Annotated in this window: 13 protein-coding genes; 11 read left to right on the plus strand and 2 right to left on the minus strand. The window is 29.1% G+C overall.

Annotation, left to right across the window (positions count from 1 at the left end):
- Nucleotides 1-84: 84 nt before the first annotated feature.
- The 8 genes from ACZ5B9_RS05340 (at nt 85) to ACZ5B9_RS05375 (ending at nt 10,749) form a co-directional block, all read left to right on the plus strand.
- Nucleotides 85-1,632: a flotillin family protein gene (locus ACZ5B9_RS05340; protein ID WP_071124630.1), complete on the plus strand. Its 1,548-nt coding sequence runs from the start codon at nt 85-87 to the stop codon at nt 1,630-1,632.
- 496 nt (nt 1,633-2,128) lie between these two features.
- Complete coding sequence (gene grpE / locus ACZ5B9_RS05345) at nt 2,129-2,737, plus strand: nucleotide exchange factor GrpE (RefSeq protein ID WP_464423671.1); 609 nt, start codon at nt 2,129-2,131, stop codon at nt 2,735-2,737.
- Between the two features lie 2 nt (nt 2,738-2,739).
- Nucleotides 2,740-4,392 carry an Hsp70 family protein gene (locus ACZ5B9_RS05350; protein WP_464423672.1) on the plus strand — a complete coding sequence of 551 codons (1,653 nt, stop codon included), beginning with the start codon at nt 2,740-2,742 and terminating at the stop codon, nt 4,390-4,392.
- 146 nt (nt 4,393-4,538) lie between these two features.
- On the plus strand, nt 4,539-6,305 hold the full coding sequence (locus ACZ5B9_RS05355; protein ID WP_464423673.1) for a hypothetical protein: 1,767 nt from the start codon (nt 4,539-4,541) through the stop codon (nt 6,303-6,305).
- A 112-nt stretch (nt 6,306-6,417) separates the two neighbouring features.
- The gene (locus tag ACZ5B9_RS05360) at nt 6,418-7,005 is read left to right on the plus strand and encodes a restriction endonuclease subunit S (RefSeq protein ID WP_021769299.1); all 588 of its coding nucleotides are present in this window, start codon (nt 6,418-6,420) and stop codon (nt 7,003-7,005) included.
- Nucleotides 6,995-8,125 carry an N-6 DNA methylase family protein gene (locus ACZ5B9_RS05365; protein ID WP_464423674.1) on the plus strand — a complete coding sequence of 377 codons (1,131 nt, stop codon included), beginning with the start codon at nt 6,995-6,997 and terminating at the stop codon, nt 8,123-8,125. Before ACZ5B9_RS05360 ends, ACZ5B9_RS05365 begins: the two co-directional genes overlap by 11 nt.
- Before the next feature lie 36 nt (nt 8,126-8,161).
- On the plus strand, nt 8,162-8,953 hold the full coding sequence (locus ACZ5B9_RS05370) for an endonuclease/exonuclease/phosphatase family protein (RefSeq protein ID WP_464423675.1): 792 nt from the start codon (nt 8,162-8,164) through the stop codon (nt 8,951-8,953).
- 218 nt (nt 8,954-9,171) lie between these two features.
- Nucleotides 9,172-10,749: an alpha-glucoside-specific PTS transporter subunit IIBC gene (locus ACZ5B9_RS05375; protein ID WP_464423676.1), complete on the plus strand. Its 1,578-nt coding sequence runs from the start codon at nt 9,172-9,174 to the stop codon at nt 10,747-10,749.
- Between the two features lie 274 nt (nt 10,750-11,023).
- On the opposite strand, the gene ACZ5B9_RS05380 is transcribed toward ACZ5B9_RS05375, so the two are convergent.
- Both ACZ5B9_RS05380 and ACZ5B9_RS05385 read right to left on the minus strand, forming a co-directional pair.
- Nucleotides 11,024-12,223 (minus strand): homoserine dehydrogenase, encoded by a 1,200-nt coding sequence (locus tag ACZ5B9_RS05380; RefSeq protein ID WP_464423677.1) that lies wholly within the window; start codon nt 12,221-12,223, stop codon nt 11,024-11,026.
- 42 nt (nt 12,224-12,265) lie between these two features.
- Entirely contained in the window at nt 12,266-13,528 is a 1,263-nt protein-coding gene (locus ACZ5B9_RS05385; RefSeq protein ID WP_464423678.1) for an aspartate kinase, read from the minus strand.
- Between the two features lie 318 nt (nt 13,529-13,846).
- Here ACZ5B9_RS05385 and ACZ5B9_RS05390 point away from each other — a divergent pair, with 318 nt between their 5' ends.
- The 3 genes from ACZ5B9_RS05390 (at nt 13,847) to groL (ending at nt 16,708) form a co-directional block, all read left to right on the plus strand.
- On the plus strand, nt 13,847-14,470 hold the full coding sequence (locus ACZ5B9_RS05390; protein ID WP_021769305.1) for a hypothetical protein: 624 nt from the start codon (nt 13,847-13,849) through the stop codon (nt 14,468-14,470).
- Nucleotides 14,471-14,652: 182 nt separating this feature from the next.
- Nucleotides 14,653-14,916: a co-chaperone GroES gene (locus tag ACZ5B9_RS05395; protein ID WP_071124638.1), complete on the plus strand. Its 264-nt coding sequence runs from the start codon at nt 14,653-14,655 to the stop codon at nt 14,914-14,916.
- A gap of 169 nt (nt 14,917-15,085) precedes the next feature.
- Complete coding sequence (gene groL, locus ACZ5B9_RS05400) at nt 15,086-16,708, plus strand: chaperonin GroEL (RefSeq protein WP_464423679.1); 1,623 nt, start codon at nt 15,086-15,088, stop codon at nt 16,706-16,708.
- The last annotated feature ends 35 nt before the right edge of the window (nt 16,709-16,743 follow it).

Here is a 16,743-nt window from a genome sequence, read left to right on the forward strand (position 1 = left end):
GTATGATATTTCATGCCCTTTCTTTCGTTTTTTAATAAGTTTATTAATTTATAGTTGTAAATAAAAAATAAGGAGTTGGTAAATATGGCATTTTTATTAGGAAATTTTATTCCGATATCGAGTGTTTTGCTAATTATTTTTGTACTTTCGCTTGTCGGATTTATTCGTGTTCCGATGGATAGGGCAGCATTTATAAGTGGATTTAAAAGAAGAGTTGTGACTGGGAAATTGGCTTTTTATTTGAGATATTTTGAAAGAGTGGATTATTTAGATCTATCGTTATTTTCTGTAGATGTTAACACTTCGGTTTTTGTTCCAACAAATGATTTTATCAATATAAAGGCTGATGCAATTGTAAAACTACAAATTTCACAAGAGCCAGAAATTTTAAATATTGCTTCTAAAAACTTTTTAAATAAAAAAAGTGAATATATTGGTGAATCTGTAAAGGAAGTGCTGGAAGGAAATTTACGTGAAATTATAGGACAAATGAACTTGAAGGATATGGTTCAAAATAGAAAAGAATTTAATGTGAAAGTTCAAGAAAATGTATCCCCAGACTTACGGGAAATGGGTCTTGTCGTAGTTTCATTTGCTGTACAGTCGTTTATGGATGAAAAAGGGGTAATTGATAATTTAGGAATTGAAAATATTTCAAAAATTTCAAAAGACGCAAGTATCGCCAAAGCACAGGCTGAAAAGGAAATTGCTATTGCAAAAGCTAATGCAGATAAAGAAGCAAAGGACATTGAATTAAAAGTAGCAGAAGAAATTGCTGAAAAAACAAATAAACTAGAAATAAAAAAAGCAGATTTAAAAATTGAGTCAGATACGAAAAAAGCCTCTGCAGATATGACTTATCAACTAGAAACTGAAAGAAAAAGAAAAGAACTGGAAGAAGTTCAGGGGGAAAGTAACTTTACTCGTGAAACACAGGCAATAAAAACAAATCAGGCAAAATTAGAAGCTGAAATCAAAGTAGATAATCAAATAAAATCAGATGCAGAACTTTATAGAAAGACGAAACAGGCTGAAAGTAAACTGATTGAAGAACAAAGAGAAGCCGAAGCAATCCTTTACCAAAAGACGAAAGAAGCTGAAGCCTTGAAAATAATGGCACAACAGGAGGGAGAAGCTATGAAAATCAAAGCACAAGCTGATTCTGAAAGTATAAAATTAAAGGCTCAAGCAGAAGCAGAAAGTATTAAATTAAAAGCATTGGCAGAAGCTCAAAGTAAACGTGAAATAGGACTTGCCGAAGCTGAAGCAATAAAAGCAAAAGCTCTTGCTGAAGCCGAAGGAATAGATAAAAAAGCTGATGCAATGAAAAAATATGGAAATGCCGCAATTATGGAAATGTACTTTAAAGCATTGCCAGAAATTTCAAAAAATGTTGCTGCTCCACTTAATAATATTGATAAAATAACTATGTATGGTGATGGAAATACTTCTAAATTAGTTGGAGATATTACAAAATCAATTGCTCAAATTAATGATGGTATTACAGATTCAACAGGAATTGATTTAAAATCTGTATTGGCTGGAATGCTGGGAGGGAAAATAATTTCTGATAAAGAAAAACTAGATTCTGAAACTAAGGATAATATTAATTCTGAAAAAAATAAGAAATAATAAATGATTTGTCTACAAAAATAATAGGGACTATTTTTCTAAAAAGTTAATTTTTTAGGACTTAGTCTTTTTTTTTATTAAAATTTATTTCTAAAAGATTTTTTAAGATATTGAGAATTGAAAAGTTTTAATGAATTTTAAACTATTTATATGGTAATACTTTTAAAGCTCTATATTGTTTTGAAATGTGAATAACAAAGAATTCAAATGCATTTTTTGGTCTCTACAAAAAAAATTAATGAAATTTAATAATGAATATGGTATAATTAAAACAATTAATTTTATAGATACTTGATTTTTAAATAAAAAGTAAGAGTTTTAAGAGAAATGTTATTTTAAAAAGAATGAAAAATGAATAAAAAAGGGAGAAGTTTAATTTTTTTACTCAGAAAAATATTAAAGTTTAGATAGAATAGTTACAATTTTTAATTATTGCTAATTTTTTATATCAAAATTAAGAATGAAATAAAGATAATATCTAAATTTAGGAGAAGGGATGAAAATTATGAAAAAAGAGGAGATGGAAGAAAAGGGAAATATTAATTGCAAAGTTGAACACAGTGATAATAATAGAATTGATGAAATATTAGAAAATATTAAAAATATTAATACTAAGCTAGATGGCATGAATGAATTATTTTTGAAAAAAATTCAGAGTACGAGTTTTGAAAAAGAAATTGCGGATAAACTTCACAAAGAAATTCAAGAATATAGGAATGATTTACATTTTCAGCTTATAAAGCCTCTTATATTTGATTTGATAAACATGAAGGAAAGTATGAAAAGAGGTTTGGGAAATTTTAAGGAAAAAACAGATGAGGAAAAGTTAAAATTACTTCAAAGTTATATTGAAGAAATCAAAATGATTCTTGATAACAATGATATAGAAATTTATGATACAAAGAATGAGGAAAATTTAGATTTTGATGGGAAAAAGCAAAAAATAATAAAAAAAATTGATACTTCAGATAAAGAACTACATGGTAAAATTTATAATATTTTGAGCAGTGGCTATATGTACAAAGGAAAAGTGATTTTGCCTGAAAAAGTAGAAGTTTATATTCATAAAAAAGACGAAGAAAATGATAAAATGAAGGGAGAATAAAAATGTCAAAATATGTGTTTGGAATTGATTTGGGAACAACGTATTCATGTATAGCACGGGTAGATGATACGGCAAGAGCGGAAGTGATAAAAAATAATGATGGAGACAATATAACACCTTCTGTGGTTGCGTTTGAAGGAGATAATGTTATTGTTGGAGCTGATGCAAAAGCTGAAGCAGTATTAAATCCCGAAACAACAGTTATGCTCGTAAAAACGTTGATGGGAAAAACTGATTTTGCAATTAACTATAATGGGGAAGATAAGACGCCTGAGGAAATTTCAGCATTTATCTTGAGGAAATTAACGCAAGATGCGTCAGAGCAGCTTGGAGTGGAAGTTAAAGACGTCGTAATAACTTGTCCAGCCTATTTTGGTACAGCAGAACGTACAGCTACAAAAAATGCTGGTAAGATTGCTGGGCTGAATGTGTTGGAAATCATAAGTGAGCCAACAGCAGCAGCACTATATTATGGATGTGCAAAGGAACAGGATGAAAAGACAATTTTAATTTATGATCTCGGTGGTGGAACATTTGATGTAACAATTATGAGGATAAGTGCTGATAAAATTCAAGTTATTTGTTCAGATGGAGACCACGATTTAGGTGGGAAAAACTGGGATGAGGTATTAATTGGATATTTAGCTAATCAGTTTGTCGAAAAAATAGGTTATGATATTGAATTTGACGAATATGCAAAACAAGATTTACGATTGAAAGCAGAAAAAATAAAAAAACAATTAACTTCGAGAAGTCAAGCTGGAGATATGTTGGAAGTTATGGGAAATAGAGAAAAAGTGACAATAACTAGAGATGAATTTGATGAAATAACATCTACTTTATTAAATGAAACATTGAAGAAAACTAAAGAAGCTATTGAAGTTGCAAAAAATAAAGGATATGATGTAATTAATGAGATTCTGTTGGTTGGTGGTTCTACGAGAATGCCGCAAGTTAAGAAAGCACTTGCCAAAAATTTCAGTGAAATTGAAATTAAGATTCTTGAACCAGATGAAGCTGTAGCAAAAGGGGCAGCAATTCATGCTGTAAATGTTTATGTAAACAATCAAAAAAGTCTTACAGCGAAGGACTTTGAATCAAATGAAGAAGTGAAAGTTACAGTTAATGGCGATGAAAAAGAGCTGAAAGCACAAGATTATAAGGAAAATTTAACATTTTCTCCTGAAATGATGAGTATTGGTGGAAATACGAGAGAAATTGTTATAGCAACAACAAAAAGTTTTGCTGTAAAAGTAGAAAATAAAGAAGGAATTAAAAGTTGTTTTAATATGATAATAAAAAACGAAGCAATGCCTAGTGGATTTTTGGAAGTATCAGGTAATTTTAGTACACTTTATGATAATCAAGCTACAGTTGACATTGAAATATATGAAAATGATTACATGGATAAATATTTTGAAGTGGATGAGGATTTGAAAATAGGAGATGCAGTGTTAGAATTACCTAAAAATACACCTGCTGGCTCGCCAGTTGAAATTACTCTTAAATTAAATAAAGAAGGGATTTTAGAAGTAAAAGGATTAGATAAAACTGGAAATAAGCAAGTTAATGTAAAATTTGAAACAAAAGGTGTAATGACAAAGGAAGAGTTAGAAAGATTGACACAAAAATCACAGGGAATAGCGGTATTATAGTAAATTCTTAATAATGATTAACATATTTGAGTTTAAAATTGAACTGATAAATACTAAATAATTTAGTAGTATGAAATAACAAAATTATAGTTTTATAATTGCAAATTTAAAATAATTTTCTATGGAAGGAGGAAGAAGTTTAAAAAATGGCAGAAGAGAACAAAAAAATAGCCAAAATACGCAATAATTGGTATGAAATACTTGAATTAGAATATTATCCAGTTCCTGAAGAAAATGAAAAAAAGATAGAAGCTAGAATTGAAGAGAAAAAGCGGCATTGGTTGGCAAAAGAAAGTGATCCATTTGATGGAAAAAAATATAAAAAATATAATAATTTGGCCAAAAGTGGCATTATACAGAAAGAAATGCTAGATGAGACTAAAAGAAAAGAACTTATCAAAGACGCTCAACAAAAACTGTTTGAACCAATAGATGACTTTTTAAAATATCTTGGTGGAGTTACAGTTACTGAAAAAATAGTAACAGAGATTGCTAATAAAACTCGACGGAAGGAAAATCTTGTACGAGAACGGATAGAAAAAAGTGGACTAAAAATAGAACAAAAAGAGTACGATGAGAAAGTATACCAAAAATTTTTGAAATATGTTCATATAAAATTTGATGAGTTTTATGAATTTTCAGCATTTGAGAAGTATCTAGAAATATTAAGCAAGGATAATTTATATGATTTTCTGGTTTCAGAAGGGCTGAATATGAAAAATTTAATACAACAGCAAATTGATGACAATCGAAAAAAATTGATTAAGTTTGACAATGAAACTTCTGCCAAAAAAAAGCTATATAGTGCTTGTGAATTAATGTTAAATGATAAAAATAAAATAAAAAAATATGATGATTATTTGCAGCATTTAAAGTATTTGAAAGTATACAAGGAATTAGAGAAAATAGAGCAGGTTCATAATTTAACAAAAAATAAAATTCCTGCTAACGAATGTATTCATAAAATTGATAAAATATTAAAAAATAGGAATGAAGCACAAAACATTGTAATTGGATTTTGTAAAGAAAATAAAATACCATATATAACTTCAAATATTTCAAATAAAACAAATGAAAATATTGAAAGTAATAAATCTAAACGAGAAATAAGACAAAGCAGATATGCCGAAAAATCAGAAAATTTGTGTATTGAAGCTCTAAGAGCTATAAAAAAATCTAAGTTTGCAGAAGCACAAAAATATTTGAATGATGCGAAATTATACTGGGCTGAAAATTCATCAATCACTGTATTGCAAGAAAAATTAGATGAAGTTAAACGAGAAAAACTACAGGCGAATAAAAGTAGTAATACTGTAAATCAAATAAATAAAAGTATCAGAATTAGTCATAAAAAAGAGGTTAAAACATATACACGTAATAATAATAAAAATGGTATAAATATTATTTTTTCAATAATATTAATAGTATTTTGTTTAACAATTTATTGGATAACAACATCATTGGGATCTTCTGAAATACAAGGAAATCAAGAGGATACAGAATTAGACAATGAAAATATAATTTCAACTGTGGGAGAAGAAAAAATAATACCTTTAGAGCCAAATGCTATTTTTTCTGTTACAACAAATAATCTTTATTACAGCGGAAAAACAGATACATATTTAGAACAAACAGCAATGGTAGGAAATAGTAACATAGGAAACTATACTTCATTAGTTATAGAAAAATTTTCTAAAAACAGATACGATATGTTGCTCGAAAATGGAGTAAAAAACAGAGTGTTTAAATTTAAATGTGGAGTAAAGTTAAAAGCTAAAGGAACAACATTATTTGTTGAGAATGCTGAAGATGTTGTAAGCTTTAAAAATAAAGACATTGCGGAAGAAAATGCACACATTAAAGAAAACAAAGGATGTTTTACTGATTTTACAAAAGTCAAAGAGAATAATTAAAATAAAAGTTTTTTTTAATATATACAAATCAAAACATGTTATCTTATAGTATTCCATATTTTTTTATGGTATAATATTTACAGAAGCAGGAAATGAAAAAGGAAGTGAAAAAATGAAATTAGGGGATAATGTAGATATAATAGCACCATTAAATGTAAAAACAGCCGATTCAAAGACTGGCTATCTTTTATTAAATCCAACCCTTGTAAATAATGGAAAGATAGAAAGTTTTGAAAATGCAGAAGTTCCAGAAAGATATAGAGATGGAAAAAATAAAATAAATGAAAAATATTTTGTAAGAAAAAATGATGTACTATTTCAAGCTAAGGGAAGTAAAATAGAAGTTGTGTATGTGGATAAAGATTATGAAAATGTATTACCAGCTACACTTTATTTTATTTTGAGAGCAAATGAAAAGGTAAATCCTAAATACCTGCAATGGCTTTTGAAAACAGAGTTATTATTGCTTTATTTTGAAAAAAAATACAAGACAATGAGTGCTGTAAGGGCAGTAAACAAAACTGATATTGTAGAGCTTGATATAGACTTGCCTGAAAGAGAAGTACAGGATAGAATGGTGGAAATAATAAATAATTTTGAAACAGAAGAAGAAAGCACAATGGAATATTTACAGCTTAAGAAAAAGTATATAGAAGAAAAAATTCTGGCGGAAAATAAGGTGATAATAAATGAAGAATAAATTTTTTGAACTTATAATGGAAGAATTGGAAAATAATAAAAATTATCAAAAATCATCAATCCTTAAAATGTCGCTTCTCTTATATATTGCTTCTGTGAGTAAAGTTGTGGGGGAAGAACTAGAAAATTTACGAGATGATAATTATTTATTTTTAGAATATTTAAACAATCTTGGATTTGAATATAATTTTCAAAGTAGTTATTTGGAAAATATAGAAAAACTATCAAATAAGATAGATATGTTTGCAGAAACATATGATTTTGTAATTAATTATCCTGATACAGCCGAATTTATCGAAAGCTTAAAACAATCAGAAATGGATTTAAAATTAGATATTTTAAGAGGTAGATATGCAAAAATAGTCAAAAATTATGCAGATGGTGTAATTAATATGTCTATTATGCATGATAAAAGTATTAATGAGTTATCTGCAGAGTTTTTAAATATTCAAAAGAATGAAATTTTATATAATAATGATTTTTTTGAAAATAACAATTTTTATGGAGAGAAAATAAATAAAAATGATAAAAATACAATCATTGAAATTTTAAATGCTATGGCAAATCTCGAAAATTCAGAAAACACAGTAAAAATTTTGACAAAAAAAGAAAATAATGAAAAAACAGTATATGATTTTTTTATAAAAAATAAAAAAGGAATGATTGAAAAAGACGCTTTTTATCTAATGGATAGTAACAAAATAGAAGAAATTATAAAAATGGATAAGATAAAATGTGTTATTTCAATGCCTTTTAATAATATATTGAAAAATCAAGTAATAATTTTTAACGATGATAAAACTAATAGAAATAATATATTATTTATTCAGGCACAAAATTTCTTTGAAAAAGGCAGTGACAAAATAAAACCTGAAAATTACAAGGAATTAGTAGAAGTTTTTAGAAACAAAAAAGAAATAAATGGTATTTCGAGACTAATTTCAAATGAAGCTGTATTAAAAAAAGGCTGTAATTTGGATATATTAGGTTATGTCTTTAAAACAAAAGAATATGTTGATTTGGATGAATTAAAAGCCGAAAAAGATAACATATTTAACTTAATGATTCAAAATAGAGAAAGCTGTGACAATCTTATAAAAAAATATTTGGAAGAAAAATAAATTTTATAAATAAAAAAATGTATAAGGAGTACAAAAATGAAATTATTAACAATTAATGTTCATGCGTGGCTGGAAGAAAATCAAATGGAGAAAATTGATATTTTAGCACGAGATATTGCAGAAAAGCAGTATGATGTAATAGCGATGCAGGAAGTAAATCAACTTATGAACAATCCTATAATTTTTGATGATATAAGACAGGAAAACTATGGATGGGTACTTTTGGAAAAATTACAGGAATATACAGACACAGATTATTATTATCACTGGAGTAACTCACATATTGGATTTAGTAAGTATAATGAAGGTGTGGCAATAATAACAAGACATAAAATCAAGGCTGAAGATGAGTTTTACTGTACTTTTGCACAATCAGTAAGAACAATATCGGCAAGAAGAATTGTTAGTATCACTATTGATTATAAAGGACAGGATATTGAATTTTACAGTTGTCATATGAATTTACCAAATTGTGAAACTGAAGATATGGGAGAAAATTTGAGAAATATTTTGAAAAGATCTAAAACAGATAATTTAAAAATATTAATGGGAGACTTTAATACAGATGCCAATGGAAATCCTGAAGATTATCAAAATATTTTAAACCAAGGATTATATGATACATATGTTTTAGCTGAAAAAAAAGACCATGGGGTAACTGTTGATAAAGGAATTCATGGATGGGATCATGATAAATCTCAAAAGAGAATAGACTATATATTTAGTAATAAGGAAATAAAAGTAAAAGAAAGTAAAGTTATTTTTAATAATGAAAATAAAGGAATAATATCAGATCATTTTGGAATAGAATTGGAATTAGAAACTTAAATTTTGATTAATAAACGATAATTTTAAAATGAAATCATAATATTAAACTAACAAAAAACCTAGTAATAATCGGAGGTTTTTAATAACATAACGAATTTTTAAAAAAATTGATAGAAAAAAGATATACGTAAATGTATTGACATTTTAAAAAAGTGTGGTATATTTAATATAAGGAAAAAATAAATCAAATATATAAAAATTTTTAGGAGGTAGTAAAAATGATGAAAAAAATCCAACGTTTTGGTGGAGCAATGATGGCGCCAGTTCTATTATTTGCATTTACGGGGATAGTAGTAGGACTAGCATCAGTATTCACTAATACGCAAGTTGTAGGGAAAATTGCTGAAGAAGGGTCAATGTGGTATAATTTCTGGTATGTAGTTGCAGAAGGTGGTTGGACAGTATTTAGACAAATGCCATTATTATTTGCAATAGGATTACCAATAAGTTTGGCAACAAAGACAAATGCAAGAGCATGTTTAGAAACATTTGCATTATATATGACATTTAACTATTTTGTATCAGCGATATTAAAAGTATTCTACGGAATAGATGCAGCTAAACAAATAGCAGACGGTGTAACAGGTTATTCTGCAATAGCTGGGGTTCCAACAATAGATACAAGTTTATTCGGTGGTATTCTAATCGCGGCACTAGTAGTATATTTACATAATAAATACTTTGATAAAAAGTTACCTGATTTCTTAGGAGTATTCCAAGGTTCAGTATTTGTATACATAGTAGGGTTTGTAGTTATGATTCCTTGTGCATTCTTAACAGTATTAATCTGGCCTAAAGTTCAAATGGGAATTGGTGCAATGCAAGGATTTATGAAAGCTTCAGGAGTATTGGGAGTATGGGTTTATACATTCTTAGAAAGAATATTAATACCTACAGGATTACACCACTTTGTTTATACACCATTTGTATTTGGTCCGGCAGTAGTTCCTAACGGAATTCAAGTTTTCTGGGTTGAACACATAAAAGAATTTGCTCAAAGTACAGAAGCATTAAAAACTTTATTCCCAGGTGGTGGATTTGCATTACATGGAAACTCAAAAATATTTGGTGCAGCAGGAATAGCACTTGCTATGTATGCTACTGCAAAACCTGAGAAAAAGAAAACGGTAGCGGCATTATTAATACCAATAGTATTTACAGCAGTAGTTTCAGGTATAACTGAGCCATTAGAATTTACATTCTTATTTATAGCGCCATTATTATTTGCGGTTCACGCTTTCTTAGCAGCAACAATGGCAGCAACAATGTATGCTTTTGGAGTAGTTGGAAATATGGGAGGAGGATTACTTGACTTCTTATTCCTAAACTGGATACCTATGTTTAAAAATCACTCTGGAACAGTAATTACTCAAATAATAATAGGATTAATATTTACAGCAATATACTTCTTTGTATTTAAATTCTTAATTCAAAAAATGAATCTTAAAACTCCAGGTAGAGAAGATGAAGATGAAGAAATGAAACTTTATACTAAAGCTGATTATAAAGCTAAACATGGTGAAGGTGGAGCTGCTTCTGGTTCTTCAGATGATCAGTATATGGATCAAGCAATAATCATTCTTGAAGCATTAGGTGGAAAAGATAATATTGAAGAATTGAATAACTGTGCAACAAGATTAAGAGTAAGTGTAAAAGATGAATCAAAATTAGCAAAAGACGCTGCATTTAAAGCTGGTGGAGCACATGGAGTAGTTAGAAAAGGTAAAGCAATTCAAGTAATTATTGGTCTAACAGTACCGCAAGTAAGAGAAAGAATTGAAAATTTAATTAAATAAAACATAAAAATTAAGAAAGAATTTTCAAAAGTTATAGAGAACTTAAGAAAGTTCTTTCTTTTTATATTACTATTTGATAAACATAAACAATGTAAGTAGAATTTTAAAAAAGTACTTATTATTTATACTAAAAAAACCCCATTTAAATAGCGAATTTGTTAAAAAATTTTTTAATAAAGGAAATTGAAACTTTATATTCCCAAAGAATTAAAATATAATTTTCGCTGTTTAAACAGGGTACAGTACTAGTAAAAAAATATCCTTAAAAACTTTTTTATTTCATGACTCTTAATACAAGTTTTTCTTTCGCATCTTTCAAAATCTCATTAATCTCATTTTTTGAAATATTATTTGCCAAGATGATATAGTAATTTTCAATTTGATTTATTAGTTCAAAAGGCGAATTTTCTATATCAAAATCATCTGAAACTCTTATATAGTAAGAATCTTTTACTGTATTAGAATCAACAATCTCAAATACTTTTGTAGAATTAAAGAAATAATCTGATTCAATGTGATTTCTTGTTACAATTTTTACGATATCTGCCACCACAGCTGACGCAGTAGGATCCATTCCAGCACCTTTTCCATAAAATAAAGTTTTATCTGTGTAAGAACCAGTTGTTTCAATTGCATTGTAAACATCATCAACTTTTGCTAAAATTTCGCTATTTGGAATTAATGTTGGTTCTACAGAAATTTGTGCTGATGCATCAGACAATAGTTTTGAGCTTGCAATTAATTTTATAGTTGAGTTTAGCTGATTTGCTGAGAAAATGTCAACAGTGCTGATTTCTCTTATTCCTGATAATTGCATATCTTTAAATTTGATTGAACCTCCGTAGGCAAGTGAGGCAAGAATATTAATTTTATGTCCTGCATCAATTCCATCTACATCATAGGTAGGATCAGCTTCTGCATATCCTTTTTCAGAGGCAATTTTTAGTGCTTCATCAAACGATAAGTTGTCTTCTTTCATTTTTGTCAAAATATAGTTTGAAGTTCCATTCATAATCCCACGAATTTCAGTAACTGTATTTGCAACTAAACTTTCCATTAAAGGTGTTACAATAGGGATTCCTCCACCAACAGCGGCTTCAAATAGAAATGATACTCCATTTTGTTTTGCACGTTGGAATAGTTCCACTCCGTATTTTGCAATTAGAGCCTTGTTTGCTGTAACAACACTTTTTTTAGCTTCAAATGCTTCAATAATTATTTGTTTTGCTATAGTTTCTCCACCAATTAGTTCTACAACGATCTTAATTTCAGGATCATTTAATATTTTTTTGTAATCATTTGTAAGTATTGATTTATCAAAATCAAAAGAAAAATCACGGTTAATGTTTAAATCACAAGCATATTTCACTTCAATCTCGGCTCTTGATTTTTCAAAAATGCTTTCTTTTTCGTTAGTTAATACTTTAAGAACTCCTTCTCCGACAGTTCCAAGTCCAACAATTCCTATTTTCATATTTTTAAAAGACCTCCCTTTAAGTTGTTTATTTTTGTTTTTTTAATTATCAATTTCAATAAATCTTTTATGAAGCGCAGTAACAGCTTTATCTACATCGTCTTCATGGATAATGCATGAAACATTAATTTCAGAGCAAGAAATCATATCAATGTTTATATTGTTTTCTGCAAGTGTGTCAAAAATTTCAGATGTTGTTTCATAATGGCTTTTTAGCCCAATTCCAACAACAGATACTTTTGCAATTTTTTCTTCAAATGAAACACCTTCCGCTCCAATTTGTTCCTTTATTTGTTCTGAAATAGCAACAGCTTCCTTTAAATCATCACTTTTAACAGTAAATGAAATGTTATTCAATTCTTTATTTCTGCTCGAACTTTGTAAAATTATGTCAGTATTAATTTTTTCCTTTGCAAGTCTGGAAAATACTTTTGCAGCAATTCCTGGTTTGTCAGGTACTCCAAAAAGTGTAATTTTTCCTTCATTTTTAGAAGATGTGATACCTGAAATTTTTACTTTTTCCATAGTTTCTCCTTTTATATTAATATTTTCGCTTTCTATTCCGCCAGCATTTTCATTATATTGGACAATAGTTCCAGTAGAATCGTTAAATGATGAACGTAAATGTATTTTTATACCATACTTTGCAGCAATTTCAACTGATCTTGGATGCAACACTTTTGCTCCTGAAGCCGCCAATTCCAGCATTTCCTGATATGAGATAGTTTGCAGCTTTTTAGCGTTTTTTACAATTCTGGGATCAGCTGTGTAAACTCCATTAACATCAGTATAAATTTCAACTTCATCAGCATTAAGAGCAGCTCCCAGTGCAACAGCAGTTGTATCAGAACCACCACGCCCAAGCGTAGTAATTTCATTATTTTCAGTGATTCCTTGAAATCCAGCAAACACAACTACATTTCCTTCGTCTAGTTTTTCTTGTATGATTTGGGTATCAATGTCAATGATTTTAGCTTTTGTATGCACAGATGTTGTTTTAAAATTGACTTGAAACGCATTTAATGAAACTGCCTTTTCTCCCAAATCAGCAACAGCAATGGCAAGAGATGCAATAGAAATTTGCTCTCCTGATGTCAAAAGCATGTCAAATTCACGTTTATTTGGAGAATCTGACAGTTCATAAGCTCGTTTTATTAGCTCGTCAGTTCTCCCAGCTGGTGCAGAAACAACAACAATTACATCATGTCCAGCCTTTTTATACTTTACAACCCTTTTTGCAACTTCTTTTACACGTTTGGCATCGGCTACGGAAGTTCCACCATATTTTTGTATAATTAAAGCCATTTTACCTCCTATTTTATTTAAATATATTTCTCAATATTTTCACAAGCAAAGAATAACATATTATAAATAAAAAAGCAAGGTAATTTCAGATATTTATTATCATGTCAAAGGTTTTTAAAAATTTGTTTAAAATATTTGGGAATTTATTAAAAATACTATAAGTAAAAATAAATTGAAAAAATAAAATAAATGTGGTATCATTAGTAGGTAAGATATGGATGAATTTTTTTGGATAATTGTATAAAATATAATATCTTAAAATAACTTCAGATATATTTTATTTACTTTATTTTTAAAGTAAAATTAGGAGGAATATTCATGAAGAATAAAAAGAAATTAATAATTATAACTTCAATTTTGGCAGTAGGAATCCCATTACTAGCTATTGGTACACAAACAATTTTAAGAAAAGTAAGGGATGATTACTACAAAAATCAAAGAGAGCAAATTGAAGCGGAAAAAGCTAGAGAAAGGGAAGAAAAAGCTAGAAAGCAAGCCGAAGAAAAGGCTGAACGTGAAAGATTGCTCCAGCAAGAAAAAGCTGAAAGGGAAAAACAATCAGTTGAAGAAAAAGAAGAAAAAAAACAGCAAGTTGTTGAAAGAAAAACACCAAAAGTAAAGGATAAAAAGGAAAAAGTTAGAATAACAGATGCTTCTTCAACATATGAACCAGTTCCAGCTCCAACTGTAAAACGTGAATTGACACCAGAAGAAATGAAACGAGCTAAAAAAGCACTAAAAGCAGCAAGAGCAAGTTATTTTAGTGGAAACAAAGCAGCCAAACCTGCAAAAACGCCGAAAAGTACAGATAAAATAATAATAAAATCTGATAGTAAAGGAAATGTTGAAGCAGTAAGGCACACAAAAGAGCAAAATGATAAAGCACAAAAAATCTTAAAAGAAATACGTGAAAGTTATTACAAGGATAAAGGTAAAAGATAAAAAAAATGGCTCAGAAATGAGTCATTTTTTCTAGTCTTTAAAAAACTATAAAAATTTTTGAAAAAAATGGAAAAAAGACTTGAAAAATTTTAAAAAATGTATTATTATATTGTTAGCACTTAAACTTAAAGAGTGCTAAAAATAAAATTGAATTAAAGATTAAGATATTTTAGGAGGGAAAAATGATAATTAAACCATTGGGAGAAAGAGTTTTAATAAAACAGACAGAACAGGAAGAAGTTACAAAAAGTGGAATTGTATTGCCAGGGACAGCTTCAAAGGAAAAACCGATAATTGGAGAAGTTTTAGCAGTTGGTTCAAAGGTTGAGGAAGTTAAAGCTGGAGATAAAGTAATTTTTGAAAAATATTCTGGAACAGAAGTTAAGGATGGGGAAGAAAGCTACTTAATTTTAGAAAAAGACAATGTTTTGGCAATTGTTGAATAATAAAAATTTTAAAAAATAAATTTGTATAAAAATTAAATGTATTAAAAAATAAGACAGACATTACAAAACAAGTAATTTTGATTTCTTATTAAAATAAAAATTATATTGTTAAATTACGAAGGAATTTTAGAATAAAAAATTTACAAAATTTAGAAGGAGATGATAAAAAATGGGAAAAATAATAAAATTTAATGAAGATGCAAGAAAAGCGCTTGAAGTGGGAGTAGATACATTGGCTGACGCTGTAAAAATTACACTTGGACCAAAAGGAAGAAATGTTGTATTAGATAGAGGATTTGGAGCACCAATGATTACAAATGATGGTGTTACAATAGCAAAAGAAATCGAACTTAAGGATCCAATCGAAAATCTTGGAGCGCAAATTGTAAAAGAAGTGGCTACAAAGTCAAATGATGTAGCTGGAGACGGTACAACTACTGCAACTGTACTGGCACAGGCTTTAATCAAAGAAGGACTGAAAATGGTAGCTTCTGGAGCAAATCCTGTGTTTATAAGACGTGGAATGGAGCTTGCTTCTAAAAAAGTTATTGAAGAACTTACAAAAAGAGCTAAAAAGGTGGAATCAAATGAAGAAATAGCACAAGTTGGGGCAATTTCAGCAGGAGATGTCGAAATTGGGCAACTTATTGCACAGGCTATGGAAAAAGTTGGAGAATCTGGAGTTATTACAGTTGAGGAAGCTCGTTCTTTAGATACAACTCTGGAAGTTGTAGAAGGAATGCAGTTTGACAACGGATATTTGTCACCTTATATGGTTTCAGATTCTGAAAGAATGGTTGTGGAAATGGATAATCCATTTGTTTTAATCACAGATAAAAAAATTGTAAACATGAAAGAGTTATTGCCAATCTTGGAAAAAACAGTAGAATTAGGACGACCAATGCTTATAATCGCTGAAGATGTGGAAGGAGAAGCACTTGCAACTCTTGTTGTAAATAAACTTCGTGGAACATTAAACATTGCCGCTGTAAAAGCTCCTGCATTTGGGGATAGAAGAAAGGCTATGTTACAGGATATTGCAATTTTAACAGGTGGAGAAGTTATTTCTGAAGAAAAAGGAATTAAACTTGAAACTGCTGACTTGAATTTCTTGGGACAAGCTAAAAAAGTTAGAATTACTAAAGATAACACAGTTATCGTAGATGGGCTTGGAGAAAAAGATGCAATTCAAGCAAGAATTGGGCAAATAAAAAATTCTATTGCTGAAACAACTTCTGATTATGACAGGGAAAAATTGCAGGAAAGACTTGCAAAATTAGCTGGGGGAGTAGCTGTAATAAAAGTTGGGGCTGCAACTGAAACTGAAATGAAAGAAAGAAAATTGAGAATTGAAGATGCTTTAAACGCAACAAAAGCGGCTGTGGAAGAAGGAATCGTTCCAGGAGGAGGAACAATCTTAATTCAAATTGCAAAAGCAATTGAAGACTTTAAATTGGAAGGTGAAGAAGGGCTTGGAGTGGAAATTGTGAAAAAAGCATTATCTGCACCACTTAGACAAATTGTTATCAATGCTGGAATTGACGCAGGTGTTGTAATTGAAAAAGTAAAAAATTCTGAAAATGGAACAGGATTTGACGCTGCAAAAGAAGAATATGTAGATATGGTAAAAGCTGGAATCATTGATCCTGCTAAAGTAACACGTTCTGCAATTCAAAATGCAGTATCAGTATCATCAGTATTATTAACAACTGAAGTTGCTGTTGGAAATGAAAAGGAACAATCACCAGCAGGCGGAATGCCAGGTGGAATGGGAATGCCAGGAATGATGTAAATTTAATAAAATGTAATAAAATAAGGGGTAGCCAC

Source organism: Leptotrichia sp. SK-5, from assembly GCF_055387215.1.

Coding starts and splice junctions, on each gene's coding strand:
- ACZ5B9_RS05385 (WP_464423678.1), bottom strand. CDS start 13,528: ATGGCTTTAATTATACAAAAATATGGTGGAACTTCCGTAGCCGATGCC.
- ACZ5B9_RS05360 (WP_021769299.1), top strand. CDS start 6,418: ATGAAATTAGGGGATAATGTAGATATAATAGCACCATTAAATGTAAAA.
- ACZ5B9_RS05365 (WP_464423674.1), top strand. CDS start 6,995: ATGAAGAATAAATTTTTTGAACTTATAATGGAAGAATTGGAAAATAAT.
- ACZ5B9_RS05375 (WP_464423676.1), top strand. CDS start 9,172: ATGATGAAAAAAATCCAACGTTTTGGTGGAGCAATGATGGCGCCAGTT.
- groL (WP_464423679.1), top strand. CDS start 15,086: ATGGGAAAAATAATAAAATTTAATGAAGATGCAAGAAAAGCGCTTGAA.
- ACZ5B9_RS05380 (WP_464423677.1), bottom strand. CDS start 12,223: ATGAAAATAGGAATTGTTGGACTTGGAACTGTCGGAGAAGGAGTTCTT.
- ACZ5B9_RS05390 (WP_021769305.1), top strand. CDS start 13,847: ATGAAGAATAAAAAGAAATTAATAATTATAACTTCAATTTTGGCAGTA.
- ACZ5B9_RS05370 (WP_464423675.1), top strand. CDS start 8,162: ATGAAATTATTAACAATTAATGTTCATGCGTGGCTGGAAGAAAATCAA.
- grpE (WP_464423671.1), top strand. CDS start 2,129: ATGAAAATTATGAAAAAAGAGGAGATGGAAGAAAAGGGAAATATTAAT.
- ACZ5B9_RS05355 (WP_464423673.1), top strand. CDS start 4,539: ATGGCAGAAGAGAACAAAAAAATAGCCAAAATACGCAATAATTGGTAT.
- ACZ5B9_RS05340 (WP_071124630.1), top strand. CDS start 85: ATGGCATTTTTATTAGGAAATTTTATTCCGATATCGAGTGTTTTGCTA.
- ACZ5B9_RS05350 (WP_464423672.1), top strand. CDS start 2,740: ATGTCAAAATATGTGTTTGGAATTGATTTGGGAACAACGTATTCATGT.
- ACZ5B9_RS05395 (WP_071124638.1), top strand. CDS start 14,653: ATGATAATTAAACCATTGGGAGAAAGAGTTTTAATAAAACAGACAGAA.